This window comes from Tannerella forsythia, from assembly GCF_003860135.1.
GTDB classification, from domain to species: Bacteria; Bacteroidota; Bacteroidia; order Bacteroidales; family Tannerellaceae; genus Tannerella; species Tannerella forsythia_A.
The window spans coordinates 84,774-99,755 of sequence record NZ_RQYN01000003.1 but is presented as its reverse complement, the minus strand read 5'-3'; the positions used below and the strand labels follow the sequence as shown (position 1 = coordinate 99,755).

The following is a 14,982-nucleotide window of genomic DNA, read 5'->3' as shown; positions in this document are numbered from 1 at the left end:
TTGTTGATTTGTTTATTGACAATTTACTGATTGTAAAAAGCATGTAAACAACTGAACAGTCGAACGACTGCCCGCTGTAAAACGATCGTTAAAGACGTAAAGTAGTAGGGGGATGTGTATCCGGAATTAAATATCCCAATCTTGTATACGCCAAATACCCTTTTTTTCGGGCAGGTGAACGCAAATATTCGGATTGACTTTTTTTAATGCCTTGATAAAAGCCTGCTCTCTTACCGGAGAGATTAACAGGTACGGAAATTTCTTGTTTTTCGGGAAATGTATGCACAATCTCTTGAGGGATGCGGCAGGGGCAGAAAGCGGATTATAGGATCTTTCTACCGAAAGAATATCGGCAATATTTACACTCCAACCGCAAATAAAACCTATTTTAAAACTCAATGTACTTCCTGAAATGATATAACGCATTCCCGTAAAAAGAAATACGAGTAACAAGAATAGACAAGCAAGTACATACATGTCTGTGTACGCCTTGTTTCGAAGAATCGATATAGATGCCGATGTGAAAGCAACGAATACGATTGCGATCAACAATACACTTATTCGTGAGCGAAATACTTGTTTTTCCGAATGATTTTCCATGATTTCCAATTTTTAGTTTATTGCTTGTTATGTCCATATATGCTCGTAAATCTCAGCATAATCGTCTACGTCGATTACTTCAAACCCGACTCTTTCGAGAAAAAACTTCTTGCCTTGGTCGGTTCTGTTATGACTTCGTTTATTGATATACCATCCTTTATGTTTGCTATCCGGAAATTTCTTGAAATATTTGATTCTTTCTATCAGTATCCATCGTAGAAAGGTTTCATTTTCTTCAAGTCCTAAACCGAAAACAAAAAGCGATTTATTGAAAACAATATGTAACCATGTTTTGTACCCTTTCCATTGTACATTGTTTTTGCCTGTAAAGGACTCTTCTTCCTCTCTTTTATGCAATAAGTTTCTTGCTCTTTCCACACTTCCCATATAATGACTTAGCCCGAGTCGGATGCTTCTGTGATAGTTGATCATACCGTTTATGTACCATATCCCAAACCCATCGGTCGGTAGATTCAATGGTTTGGTTCCATGGTATGTAGACCAGGGATAGAAATCCGTAAACCCTTCTTTCTCCGTTCTGTACTGCTGATATTCGAAGGTTCGTGCAAGCGTTTCCTCGAAATTGGTCGTCAGCACCGGGGCATCTAATTCTTTCATGCGACGGATGATTTGTGTATGGTGATTCAACGGTTTCCACGCTCGCATAAGGTCTGCCACCTCCTTCTGAAGATTAATGTCTTGTGTGTTTTCGAGTTCTAAGACGTCATAAAATTCCGTCAATGAAATACCCACAGGTATACTTGACAGGTGGCTTTCGGGTAAAACCTTTTTCCATAATTGTATCAATAAATCGTCCCATGAAAGAGCATTGGGGTTGTTCGGGTATCGATTTACTCCATTTCCGACGATAAATGCGATGTCGTTTTGATTTTGCCTAATGATTTCTTTGATCTGATCTGTTGTCATTTTGTCTTCCTCGTTTTCCACTTTATATCTTACGCGCTATGTTTCTGCTTTCGGGAAGCGTAAGGCTGTTTTTGAAACATGTTCAAAATTACAAAATTATTTTTATTTGTCAGTAAGATGTAGAAAAAATGATGACTGCTCGGTAAAACTCAATACAAAAAGCAGGGAAATCTCCTCGTAGCTACAGGTTCTACCCCCTATACAGATGGGTTTTACCCCTTACACGGATGGGTTCTACCCCCCACATAGATGGGTTCTACCCCCCACACGGAGGGGTTTTACCCCCCCACACGGAGGGGTTCTACCCCCTACATAGATGGGTTCTCCCTCCGACGGTGTAAATACGATTAATCTGAAAAAAGTGTTCTACCCCCTACATAGATGGGTTCTCCCCCCCACATGGAGGGGTTCTACCCCCTACATAGATGGGTTTTGCCCCCCACATGGAGGGGTTCTCCCCCCTACATAGATGGGTTTTACCCCCCACACGGATGGGTTTTACCCCCTACATGGAGGGGGTTATTGCATTAAATTAAGGGATGAAACCCGTCTCATGCCCCCCTTAAACCTCTACTCGGAAGGGAGGGCAGGGGTGCTCCGGCAGTTTAAAAGGTCGTTAATTTGATGTTTTTTTGAATTATTCAATCTTCTACCGGGCAGCAATCGGAAAAAATGCGGAAACGAAGAAGCCGGCCGACCATGCAGCGAAACAACAGGAACGTCGTTCGTTTCACGCTGTATACTGGTCGGCTTCACGTTGGGCAGTGCTAAAGCACGCGCAACCTTATTTATACTCCTGCCAGCTCTTGATCAGGATATCCTTTTCGGAGAGGTTACAAATGGCTCGGATAAATGCGCTTGCCAGACGGGCATTCGTAATCAGCGGAATATTGTGATCGATGGCCGCGCGACGTATTTTGTAGCCATTGGTCAGCTCTCGTCTCGTGTGATTTTTCGGGATATTGATGACCAAATCGAACGCGTGACGGCTGAACATTTCGATGATGTTCAGTTCACCGCCGTCTTCGTCAGGCCAGCAAACCGGTGTAGCTTGAATGCCGTTGTCGTTCAGGAAACGGGCAGTTCCTTGCGTAGCGTAGATGGTATATCCTTTCGTCTCGAGCAAGAGGCAGGGCTCCAGCAGATCGACTTTGCTCTTGGCTCCTCCCGAAGAAACCATGACGTTCTTTTGCGGAATCGTATTGCCCACGGCGATCATGGCCGAGAGTAGCGCCTCGTCGAAGTCGTCGCCGATACAACCTACTTCGCCCGTCGAACTCATGTCTACGCCCAGTACGGGATCGGCCTTCGAGAGTCGGCCGAACGAGAACTGCGAAGCCTTGACCCCGATCCAGTCGATGTCGAATTCCGTCTTGTCGGGGCGGTTAAAGGGCGCGTCGAGCATGATGCGGGTTGCCGTGTCGATAAAGTTTTGCTTCAGCACTTTCGATACGAACGGGAAGCTGCGTGAAGCCCGGAGATTACACTCGATTACCTTCACGTCGTTGTTCTTGGCCAGATACTGAATGTTGAACGGGCCGCTGATATTGAGCTCTTTGGCTATCTTGCGACTGATTTTTTTGATGCGTCGTGCCGTTTCGAAGTAGATTTTCTGTGCAGGGAATACGAGTGTGGCATCGCCCGAGTGGACACCGGCGAATTCGATATGCTCTGAAATGGCGTACTCTACGATTTCGCCGTTCTGTGCCACCGCGTCGAACTCAATTTCTTTGGCATCCTGCAAAAATTCCGATACGACTACGGGGTACTCTTTCGATACCTGAGCCGCGATGTTCAGAAATTCGATCATCTGCTCTTTCGTGTGGCAGACGTTCATGGCCGCACCACTCAGCACATACGAGGGACGAATCAGAATAGGGAAGCCTACTTCGCGAATGAATGCGTCGATTTCGTCCATGCTGGTCAGCTCTGCCCAGCGCGGCTGATCGATGCCGAGCGTGTCGAGCATGGCCGAGAATTTGTGTCGGTTCTCGGCACGGTCGATCGATACGGGCGAAGTACCGAGGATAGGTACCTGCTGCCGGTACAGCTTCATGGCCAGGTTGTTCGGGATCTGTCCACCCACCGATACGATCACGCCTCGGGGCTGCTCCAGATCGACCACGTCGAGTACGCGCTCGAGCGACAACTCGTCGAAATACAGCCGGTCGCACATGTCATAGTCCGTCGAAACCGTTTCGGGGTTATAATTGATCATGATCGATTTATATCCGAGACTACGCGCTGTCTGCGCCGCATTGACCGAGCACCAGTCGAACTCGACGGACGAGCCGATGCGGTACGCGCCCGATCCGAGGATGATCACGCTCTTGTCATGCTTATAATAAGGAATATCGTGCTCCGTACCGTCGTACGTCAGATAGAGGTAGTTCGTCAGTTCGGGATGTTCCGAGGCGACCGTATGGATGCGTTTCACGCTGGGCTGGATGCCGAGTTTCTTACGCCATGCCCGTACGCGGAGGTTGCTTTTTTCCATGTTGTCGTCCGATTGCTCAACGAAGCGGGCAATCTGGAAATCCGAGAATCCGAGCCGTTTGGCTTCGCGCAGCACTTCGGCCGGCAAATCTTCGATGCGGTCGTATTGCTTCAGGACACGGCTGTAATCTACGATATTTTTCAGTTTGTTCAGAAACCACGGATTGATTTTGGTCAGTTCGTGGATGCGCTCGATCGTATATCCTTCTTCCAATGCCTGCGCTACGGCAAAGATACGCAGATCCGTGGGGTTTTCCAGCTCGTCGTCGAGGTTCTCGAACGTGAGGTTGTTGTTGCCTACGAATCCGTGCATCCCTTGTCCGATCATACGCAGACCTTTCTGCATAATCTCTTCGAACGATTTGCCAATCGACATGATTTCGCCGACCGATTTCATGCTTGAGCCGATCTGGCGGCTCACACCCGCAAATTTCGTCAAGTCCCACCGTGGGATCTTGGCGATCAGATAATCGACTTCGGGGGCTTTGTAGGCCGAGTTGAGCGTACCCATCTCGCCAATTTGGTCGAGCGAGTAGCCGAGCGCCAATTTGGCTGCCACAAATGCCAGCGGGTAACCGCTCGCTTTCGAAGCCAGAGCCGACGAGCGGCTCAGACGCGCATTCACTTCGATGATTCGATAGTCGCCCGTGTCGGAACTATAGGCATACTGAATGTTACATTCGCCCACGATGTTCAGATGACGGACGGCCTTGACCGAAATTTCCTGCAACATCTTCACCTCGTCGTCACGCAGCGAACAAGTCGGTGCCACCACGATGCTCTCGCCGGTATGTACTCCCAGCGGATCGACGTTCTCCATGCTTACGACGGTGAAGCAATGGTCGTTTTTGTCGCGAATCACCTCAAACTCGATCTCTTTCCAGCCTTTCAGCGATTCTTCGACGAGAATCTGCGAAGCAAACGTAAAAGCACTTTCGGCCAGTGTTCGCAGTTCGCTCTCCGTCTGGCAAATACCGCTTCCTTGACCGCCCAATGTGTAGGCCGCACGGATCATTACCGGATAGCCGATCTCTTCGGCCGCTCGGATCGCATCGGCCATCGTTTCCACGGCTTGACTGACGGGGGTTTTCAGGTTGGCCTCATCCAGTTTCTTGACGAACAGGTCGCGGTCTTCCGTGTCCATGATCGCTTCGACCGATGTACCCAGCACTTTTACACCGTATTTGCCGAGCGTACCGTCATTATACAGTTGCGTACCGCAGTTCAGCGCCGTTTGTCCTCCGAAAGCCAGCAGAATCCCGTCGGGCTGTTCTTTCTTGATTACTTCCTCGACGAAAAAAGGTGTCACGGGTAAGAAATAAACCTTGTCCGCGATGCCTTCCGACGTTTGGATCGTAGCGATATTCGGGTTGATCAGCACCGATCGGATGCCGTCCTGGCGTAAAGCTTTCAGCGCCTGCGAGCCGGAATAATCAAATTCGCCGGCTTGCCCGATTTTGAGGGCTCCGGAGCCTAACACGAGTACTTTGTTGATGTTATTCTTTGACATAAATAGTTATTTTATTTGAGTTTCATTTTTGAATACAAGTTATTTGAGAACGAACATCAGGAAGATGGCAATCAGGAGGAGTACCCACGTAATGAGCTGGTTCTTTCTGATCTTGTCCATTTCGGTGCGGAGTTCTTGGCGCTGTGTATCTTGTTGCTGTTCTATTCGTTCGATTTGCTTTTCGATCGACAGTACCTGACTGGACAAATCCAGTTCCGATAACTTATCGATGAGAGTTTGAATACGGTTGCAATATTCCGTCATGGATTCGAGGGCATCGGATATCTCCGCCTGCTGCACCTCGATGGCATCGGTCGAGACGGTCGTTAATTCCTGAAGGGAGGCGGTCGAAGCAGCGGTCACTTCCTCCATGGTCTTTCGTGCCGAGGCGTTGACCTCGTCCAATGTTCGTACCGTTGCTTCCAACGCCAGCTGCAAGGTCTTCTCCACCTCAGTCTTCAACTGCGTCGTGGCTTGCTGTGATTGAGCGACCTCGGCCGCAAACAACTCTTTCCCTTCGCTGATCACGTGGGTCAGTCCCGCCTGCGACTCGTTAAGCCGATCCTCAAACCGGGTGATGACGGTCTGTGTCTCTTCGCTGATTTTTTCGGCCAACTGTCTGACGTCATCGGCCAGACGGGCTGTCGCGTCGACGACTTCTTTACTTTCTGCCGTCACTTGCGACACTTGCTCGCGGGCGGAATTGAGGTGGGTCAAGCTGTCGCGGAGTTGCAGCAACGCCTTATGGATATTTTCTATTGCTTCCATTCTTCCAGATATTTATGTTGTATCATCTTCGTTTGTGCCAGATGGAGGTTGAGGATGTCGGCAGCGCGCATAACATCGATCCGCATACGCACTTCTTCCGTCCAGTCTCCGGTCGTGGCGAAATAGTCGGTCTCGCCTCGTATATAACAATTATAGGCATCAAAGAGTTCGCGGAAATCGGCGATATTCGGCATCGAACGGTAAAATCCGACCATACCGTTTTCATAACTTTCACGCAAATCGCATTCGAGCATTTCCGCTCCATTCGTGCCCGTATAGAACAGACAAAATGCGTTGAGCAGCGAAAGAGTAGGGTTGCTTCCGTCGAATGAGCGGCGCAGTGTACATACGGCCTCGTGCAATTCTTTGGCACGACTGTTGGGCGATCCGTTTCGCTCCGTCTCCCCGTCTTTGATCCGATGCATATAACGGAATAGAATTTCCGGGGAAGATTCCCGGCCATTCTGCGTATCTTTGGCCAAATCGTATGTGAGAGGATGACCGTTGCCGGGGATCATTTCGGTAGTTTCCTGTCGCTGTGCTGCGATACACCGGTAAACGAACTCGTTCATGTAAAGAAGGCAACGGCATAATTCTTCACGAAGAGCATCGTGGAACGCTGTTTTCAGCGAAAGATTTTCAGCCCTGACCATTTCCTGTTCCGCGCGTTTCTGCGTATAGTAACGGAGAAAATACTTACGTAACTGTCGGTAATAGCCTCCGGTTGGTCTTTTCCGGAGGATGATACGGTATCGTTGTTGCGCGTCGTCGCGGGTGATCTCGTCGATCAGTCCCAAAGCGCTCATGCGGTAGAGCGCTTTGGCGTAGAGCACGGGTAGATTTTTTGGGGAACTGTTGTCTATTGGGGCATCATGTTTCGTGACAGGATACGGTAAGAAAAGGATACGTTCGTCCGGCAGATTTTCAAATGTGAGCGGAAAATAGCATCCTTTGGCCGGTACCGTATGATTTCCTTCGAGGCACGCGATGGGGGCAAAACCGATCAGGTGTTCCATACATTCGTTTTCCGCTTCGAGGCCGCAGAAGTAACGCAGGTAGCGTTCTTTCCGAAAGGCTGATTCGGGAAGTCCCGCGCTTTTGCATAACACGAGCCGGTCTCGGTCAGTCTGGCCGGTATCACGGGGCGAGAGCGCCTGTTCGATATCGAAGAGTGTATCGAACGACGCCTGTTCGGTCAGTCCCAAAAGAGTTATCTCACCTTGTTGAGGTAAGGTGTGCCGGTAAAGCGTTTGACCTGCGAGTATCGCTGCCGGCAGAAAATCGGGGCTCCATTCCGAGAGGCTCTGCGCCTCATCGAGGATACCCGTAGCGAAGTATACGCCCGTCTGCCGCATATAACCGAAACGTTGCAAGAGCGGAAGTCGGCCGAGTTGGTCGTAGGAGAGCACAATAATCGACGCTTCGGACGATTCAGCCAGTCGCTCGCGTCGTTCACGCTCCGTACGGTCCAAGTCGGCATGGAGCGCTGTCACACAATCGATGCCCGCATCGAGCCATTCGTGGTGTAGCGCCTGTACAGCATCCGTGTCGGGCACGGCGATCACCGTGATACCGGGCTGCATCATGGCGGTCAGTTTCCGGATCAGGGTTTTGCTGCCATTGGCCGGCACGAGGCCGACGGTGCAACGGTTTTGAAGAATCCGGCTTAACACGGGCAACATCCCCGGTATGAAATCGTTTTTTCGGAAGAGCAATTGCAGGAAGTACCGCAAGTGCTGTGAAGTATCCGGTAATGTTTCGTATTGTTGCTGTATGTTTTTGACCGTTAGTGGACGGTAAGTGATACGTCCGGTGGTATACATGCGTCGTGTGCTGCGTTCGTAATGCGATGAGCGTATGTGAAAGAAACATTTGTTACGGCATTCCGTAAAACCGGCGAACGAAACCTTCTCGATGTCAGTCCGTCGCAACATGGATATATCGATGATCAGATCATACGTTTTCCGGCGCAGTTCATCTGTAACCTCGGCGAGACGTAAAGTTTCTCCATGCAGGGGCGAGTCGATAAACTCGGGCGTACTGACGACCGTCAGTTCCACATCGGGGAACTTCAACCCAGTGTATTCCGTACTCATCGCTGTGAGGTGATTGAAAAGCTCTTTCAATTCAGCCAGAGCGAGAGCAGCACAAGGCACATCACGCTCGATGACGAGTACCGACCACGTGTTGCGTGCGATGTCGAGTCGTCGGGAGATCATGGCTTCGAGCACTACTTTTTGGAAGCGTGCGACGGCGATCGGTGAGAGGACATATTGCAGTGTCCGCACCCAGTCGTCATCGAAGCGTCGATCAAAGACCTTGAAGACGGTTTCTACGTATTCGCTTCCGAGAAACCGGAAATGCGAATCGTCCATTTCTTCTTCCGGTACTTGACGGCAGTACCAATGAATAGCCGAGAGATCGTCGGCACGCTGTTTATCGGCACGTTTCTGCTCCATGTCGGAGTGATAGAGCGTCTCATGGATTTCGATGACGCATCCGTTATGCCAAAAATCTTTTTCGTCTTTGGTAGGGTAGGGGAACTCGCATGCGAAATCGACTCGCTGCGTATGGGATGCCTTTTGTTTAGTCAGTGAATAAAGGTTGCGCTGCGGTTGCAACAGCTGACGTAACGGTTGGGGTGCCATCCGGGTGATAAACGTCTTTTCGACATCGCTTTCGAGCAGCTTGTTATTGTAATTCGACTCGTCCAGATTCAGGCGAGGATCGATGATATGCAAGGCGTCGAATACGTCTTCGGCATGCAGCCCGCGTGCATCGTAACGAATGTCTCCGTCAAGGTCGATGGGGCGGTTGCCCAGCTTGGCAAAAGCTTCTTCGAGAAACGGGCTGGCCTGTGCCGGCCGTCCGCGGGTCACGATGTTATTCAGTATGGCGAACAGGGGATGCACATTTTCGCGCGTACATCCTCCGAGGTCGGAATGAGCCGATACTTCGAAGCGTGCGAGGCTTCGGTAGAGTGCTTCGGTTTTTTCCGTATCGGCAGTTTGAAGCGTTCTTTTCACGGCGTCCAGCCGGTAGGCGGCATGGTATTGCACGGCCGGATAGTAATTGACGTATTTGAGGTTGAAATTGCTGTTTTCGAGCTTGAAGGCTTTGATTTTAATGCCGTGTGGCTGCCGGGCATTCGGATACAGTTCCTCGTCGGCTAAAGTTTCGGGCGAGTCGAAGTAATGGTAGAACGCATCGATTCGTCGGTTGTTATGCATGAGGTTGCCTGTACAGAAGAAATAATGTTTGCCGTGTATGCCGTACCCGACGAGCTCGGCGATGCGCTTGAGATCGAGTGCCGGCTGTTCGAGTACGTCGGTAAAGAAATGAAACGTAATCGGTTGTCGGGTTTCGATTTCTTTTTTTCGGACTTCGCTTACCGGTTTACAGACGCAGCAGATCCGGTCAGGGTCGTCCATGTAAGGACTAATGTGCCAAACAGCACGTTCGAGGGCTTCGCGCGAGGAATCGATGAGGGTGATTTTGCGCACTCGGTTTTCGATACCGTTCTTTTTAAGGAAGTCGAAGAAACAAACCGTATGGAGCCCTTGTCCGCATTGCCAGTCGATGATTTCGAATACGTCGTCCTGAAAAATTTTGCGAGGGATGGTTTCGAGTGTTTTATCGATTTTTGTTTTGCGTAAAGGGCCGTTATCGTAGAGGTCTGTGAGCATGTGTTGGTCGCGGTCGGGGAGAGAGGAAGAAGCGGAAATGGCGTCGTCTTTATCCGCAGCAGGGATAAAGTTTCGGGCGATCGCCCATATTTTCTCGAAAGACGGATTGCGCAGCCGGCGCAGACTTTCTCTATACGATATCATCATATTGCATTAATAATCAGACGTAATTTCTACAATGTATAATGAAGGAGAGTCGGTCGTATCCGACTACCTTGCGGGGAATCTTCGGTCTGTCGCCGTTTTCGAGCGGCCTCTCCGACCTGTCAGTCCCTTTTTGGCTGACAAAGCTAAACAAATATTTTTTCTTATCCGTCCCGTGTTGCCGAAATTATTTTTCAACACGAGGATTTATTGTGTTCAGAGAGGTTCACCTTCACTCAGACGAATGACTTTGCGGTGCTCGCCGACGATCCATACGATATCTCCTTCTTCGAAGACGGTTGAAGGCGGCGGGTTTTTGATCGACGTTTTACCGCGCTCAATACCGATGACGAGGCATTGTGCCTTGTCACGGATACCCGATTCGCGGATGGACAGGCCGATGAGGCGCGATCCTTCGGCAATGGTGAATTGTTCGATATTCATCTCGTCGGCTTCTTCTTCGCGTCGTTTCCGGTCGGCTTGTTGATAGCGCTCGGCAATGTAATCGTGGAAGTGCTGGATGTCATCGTCCGACCCTACCACGATGAGTTTGTCGAGCGGATAGAGGCGTTCGTCTCCACCGGGGATGTTGATGCGCCGTTCGCCACGTATGATCGTAACGATGTTGACGTTACATTTCTGTCGGAAGTTCAGTTCTTTGAGCGTTTTGCCAATGCTGGGTGAATGAGGACGCACTTCGATATCGGTCAGGTGCAGGTCGCGTTCCAGCAAGTGATTGGCGAAATCTCGCCGGATAGGAGCACGCCGTTCGCTTTCTGCCTCGCGTGCCGAAAGGTTGCTGACAAAGTGACGTTCCATGCGGATAGAATGTTTCTTGACGCGTTTAGAGAAGAGCATGATGGCGATGACGATTAGTGAAGCAACGAGCACAATCCCCCATTTAGTACTGAGTAAAGTAGAGGTGGGGATGGCCACGAGACCGATACATACGATGATACGCAACACGATGAGTGAGACCAGAGGGCCGCGGTTGTATTTGCTGTCGTTCCAGAGATGGCGGAAAGCCTTCGAGCGGTTTTTCTTCATCATGATAGCGCGTAGGAGGGGAGCCATCAAAGCGATGAGCAGGACGAGGGAGAGGAGGTTTCCGTTTCGTCCCGGCAGGAACTGCCGGATGAGTGGTGCGACAAATTGCAGCCAGACAAAAATCAGAACGAGTGTTACGGCCAGATAAATCCCTACGATACGGCTCATGGAGCGCAGGTATTTTCTCCATTCGCTCTGGTGGCGGATGGTGTTTGAACCGGAGGTGTATTGCTCCAAAAATTGTTTCCATGACGGCGGTAACGATCGATCAATGCCTTTATATGCAGGTTCGGCCAGTCGAATCATGTAAGGCGTGAAGAAAGTGGTTACTACCGAAACGGCCACGATCAAGGGATAGAGATGTGGTTCCATGACCTTGAGTGCGATGCCTTGCGAAGCGATGATAAAAGCGAACTCGCCGATTTGCGTGAGCGAGAAACCACTCTGTATGGCTGTCTTGATCGGCTTGCCCGAAAGCAACACGCCGAAGCTGCCGAAGAATAACTGTCCGATCATCACTACGAAAGTAAGCACAGCTACATGCCACTTGTATTCCCACAAAACATTCAGGTCGATCAACATCCCGACGGATACGAAAAAGACGGCCGCAAACAGATCTTTAACCGGTTTGACGAGACTTTCGATATGCTCGGCTTCGATTGTTTCGGCCAAAATAGCCCCCATCATGAATGCGCCTAATGCCGATGAAAAGCCGATCCAGTCCGCCACGTAGACCAGCCCCAAACAAAGCCCGATGCTGATGATGAGCAACATCTCGTCGTTGAGGAATTTTTTCAGTGCTTTCAGTATCGAAGGAATGAAGTAGATTCCGAAAACGAAGCATCCAACGAGGAAAAGCGCCAGTTTCGTCATGCTCAGCAATAGCTCTTGTCCTTCAAAGGTCTGGCTTACGGCCAATGTGGAGAGTAACACGAGCATCAGCACCGCGAAAATATCTTCGACAATCAGGATGCCGAACACCACGCCCGCAAATTGTTTGTTGCGTAGTCCCATTTCGTCGAAAGCCTTGAAAATAATCGTGGTGGACGACATCGAGAGCATCGCCCCGAGGAAGATACAGTTCATTCGGTCTAACCCGAGGGCTGTCCCCACCAGATATCCCGTCGTCATCATTCCGATTAACACCGTCATAGCCCCCACGATAGCCGTACCCCCTACTTTCATCAGTTTCTTGATGCTGAAATCGAGGCCAAGGTTGAACAGTAGAAAGATGACTCCGATCTCTCCCCATGTGTTGATGTTGACCGTGTCCGATACGGTGGGAATGAACTGAATGGACGGACCTGCCAATACGCCTGCAAGGATATAGCCCAATACCACAGGTTGTTTGAGGCGCTTGAAAAGCAGGGTCATCAGACCAGCCGCAATAATGATGACGACAAGATCGGATATTAATGTAGGTAGATGCATATTTATTATTCTGTTTTTCGGAAATGCAAAAATAAACGAAAAAACCAATTTACGGATGCGCTACCTCACGAAAAATGAAATATGTCTGCGCTTCTTATGAGCGTTTGATTGAGAACAGGAACTCCAGCCCTCCGCCGGGACGTTGCCGGGCGGAGATGGTGCCACCGTGAAACAGCACCGCATTTTTGACGACTGCTAACCCGAGACCCGTGCCTCCGGCCTTGCGCGAGCGTCCTTTGTCGACTCGATAGAAGCGTTCGAAGATGCGTCCGAGGTGTTCCTGTTCGATGCCGGTGCCGCTGTCGCTATACGAAAAATAATAAAAGTCGGGTTCTTCGGTGTTGCAATCCACGTGGAGGTCAATGTGTGTACCGGCGTAAGCGATCGTATTGTCGACAAGATTGCGGAAGATGGAGTAGAGGAGTGAATGGTTACCGTCGCAGGTGAGCGAGAGTGTTTCCGTGGTATTCACAACGCGGATGTGCTTTTCTTTTAAGGCTGGTGCGACGTCGGCCAAGACACCGGCAATAAGTGCCGAGAGATCGACCCTCTCGCGGGTGATGAGCGCCGAGGCCTCGTCGATCCGTGTAAGGTTGGCCATGTCGCGTAGCAGCGCCGCAAGCCGCGTGCTTTGTTGATACGATTTTTCGAGGAAGCTACGTAGTGTAGCCGGAGGCAAATCGGTATTGTTAATGATCGTTTCGAGGTATCCCTGAATACTGCTGACAGGTGTCTTCAGTTCATGCGCCACGTTCTGTGTCAGCTCACGTTTGATGCGCGCCTGCTCTTGTTGCTGTTCGATTACGCGTTGTTGTTCGGCTACAAGTGCTTTTTGGGTCTTTTGTAAACGATTATAAATCCGAACAATCTTCCGTGCAATGTCGCCGACTTCGTCGTTGGGAAACCGGGCAGGATATTCATCGATCTCATCCTGCTCCGCCTTGGTGGCGAAATCGCTCAACCGGTTGATATTCTGCCCCAAATGACGCGTCATGTTGTAGAAAACCACGACGAAAACGAGCAGAATAGCAACTGTCACGAAGATATAAGTATAATCGATCGTCAGCTTTTTGGCCAGATCGGAGTCGTAAGGAAGTGCGGAGCGTATGATGTAGTGGTCGTATTTTTTGGCTGAATAGAAATAAATGTCGCCCGTCAGCTTCGAGCGCCGCCTGACGTCATAGCCTTGGCCATTGTTCATGGCTTGTTGCACCTCGTGACGTGCCGCGTGGTTACCTGCTCGTCCGATATTTGCCACGTTCGTGTCGAAGAGAATCGTTCCCGAGAAATCGATTACCGAGACGCGTGGAGTGTCGTCCGCATCGGTTGAAGAAATGGTTCGACCTTGCCGTAATTCTCTGTCGATGTAATCGTTGTAATTTGTTAGCCGGCTGTTTAGTAGTCCGATTTTATATTGCTTCTCGCGTGTGTACTGGAATCCGAGAAAGCAGAGTCCGGTGAGTAGAAATACGGCAATGACTGACCAGAAAAGCCGGAGGTGAAACCGTGCATACGTTTGGCTTGAGAAACTCATAGGGCAAATTTTTTACCCTTCGAAACAATACCCGTATCCCAGTCGGGTGACGATGTGCTTGTCGTACGGCGCGATTTTTTTGCGCATGCGGGCGATGTGCACGTCGACGGTGCGGTCGGTCACGAGCACATCGTCCGGCCAGACCGTACGCAAGAGACTGTCGCGCGAATAGACACGTCCCGGATTTTGCAGTAGGAGCCACAAGATTTCGAATTCCGTTTTGGTCAGTGAGACATCCCAGCCGCCAAGGCTTGCTCTTTTTGAGGCCGTATCCAGCCTCAGGTTTTCGTATTGTCGGATGTTTTCGGCAGGCGGCTCGGAGAGTGAACGTGTGTTGCGACGCAGTACGGTTTCGACACGTGCCAGCACTTCACGGATCGAGAATGGTTTTGAGATGTAATCGTCGGCGCCGAGTTGAAGACCGTACACGGTGTCGTCCTCCGTATCTTTCGCGGTACAGAAGATGATCGGAATGTGCGCCGTCTCTTTCTTCTTTTTCAGAATATCAGCCATCTGAAATCCTGAAATTTCACCCATCATCACGTCGAGGAGTATCAGATGGTAATCTGTGAGGTTCATCGTTAATGCTTCCTCGGCCGAGAGTACCGTATCTACGGCATAACCCGCTTTTTCAAGGTTGAATTTCAAGATTTCGCACAGACTTTCTTCGTCGTCGACGACTAAAATACGCATCTTTTCCATATTCATTCATTTGTTTTACGTGGCAAAGGTACGGAATCGATGTGACGTTTCTGTTACGATGTCGGAAAAGAGCAGGCTTGTTTTATATACGACTTTTTTCAACTCTTGTTTTATTGTAACCCAAATGTAACGTGTCT

7 protein-coding genes and 2 pseudogenes are annotated in these 14,982 nt (G+C 50.0%); all 9 read right to left on the bottom strand.

The annotated features are described in order from the left end of the window. Positions 1-126: 126 nt before the first annotated feature. Positions 127-600: a PH domain-containing protein gene (locus tag EII41_RS01800; RefSeq protein ID WP_124789186.1), complete on the bottom strand. Its 474-nt coding sequence runs from the start codon at positions 598-600 to the stop codon at positions 127-129. Positions 601-627: 27 nt separating this feature from the next. Beyond that, complete coding sequence (locus tag EII41_RS01795; protein WP_124789185.1) at positions 628-1,527, bottom strand: hypothetical protein; 900 nt, start codon at positions 1,525-1,527, stop codon at positions 628-630. A 784-nt stretch (positions 1,528-2,311) separates the two neighbouring features. Next, positions 2,312-5,533, bottom strand: coding sequence for a carbamoyl-phosphate synthase (glutamine-hydrolyzing) large subunit (carB, locus tag EII41_RS01790; protein ID WP_124789184.1), 3,222 nt, complete (start codon positions 5,531-5,533; stop codon positions 2,312-2,314). 39 nt (positions 5,534-5,572) lie between these two features. After that, a complete protein-coding gene (locus tag EII41_RS01785) occupies positions 5,573-6,301 on the bottom strand; it encodes a hypothetical protein (protein ID WP_124751998.1) in 729 nt (242 codons plus the stop codon). Next, positions 6,289-10,134 (bottom strand): hypothetical protein, encoded by a 3,846-nt coding sequence (locus tag EII41_RS01780; RefSeq protein WP_124789183.1) that lies wholly within the window; start codon positions 10,132-10,134, stop codon positions 6,289-6,291. Before EII41_RS01780 ends, EII41_RS01785 begins: the two co-directional genes overlap by 13 nt. Positions 10,135-10,347: 213 nt before the next feature. Continuing rightward, entirely contained in the window at positions 10,348-12,609 is a 2,262-nt protein-coding gene (locus tag EII41_RS01775) for a cation:proton antiporter (RefSeq protein WP_124789182.1), read from the bottom strand. Between the two features lie 94 nt (positions 12,610-12,703). Next, entirely contained in the window at positions 12,704-14,143 is a 1,440-nt protein-coding gene (locus EII41_RS01770) for a sensor histidine kinase (RefSeq protein ID WP_124789181.1), read from the bottom strand. Between the two features lie 12 nt (positions 14,144-14,155). Next, positions 14,156-14,377, bottom strand: a pseudogene (locus EII41_RS14715) (helix-turn-helix domain-containing protein); the annotation flags it as partial. 98 nt (positions 14,378-14,475) lie between these two features. Then, a pseudogene (locus tag EII41_RS14710) lies at positions 14,476-14,845 on the bottom strand (response regulator transcription factor); the annotation flags it as partial. Positions 14,846-14,982: the final 137 nt, after the last annotated feature.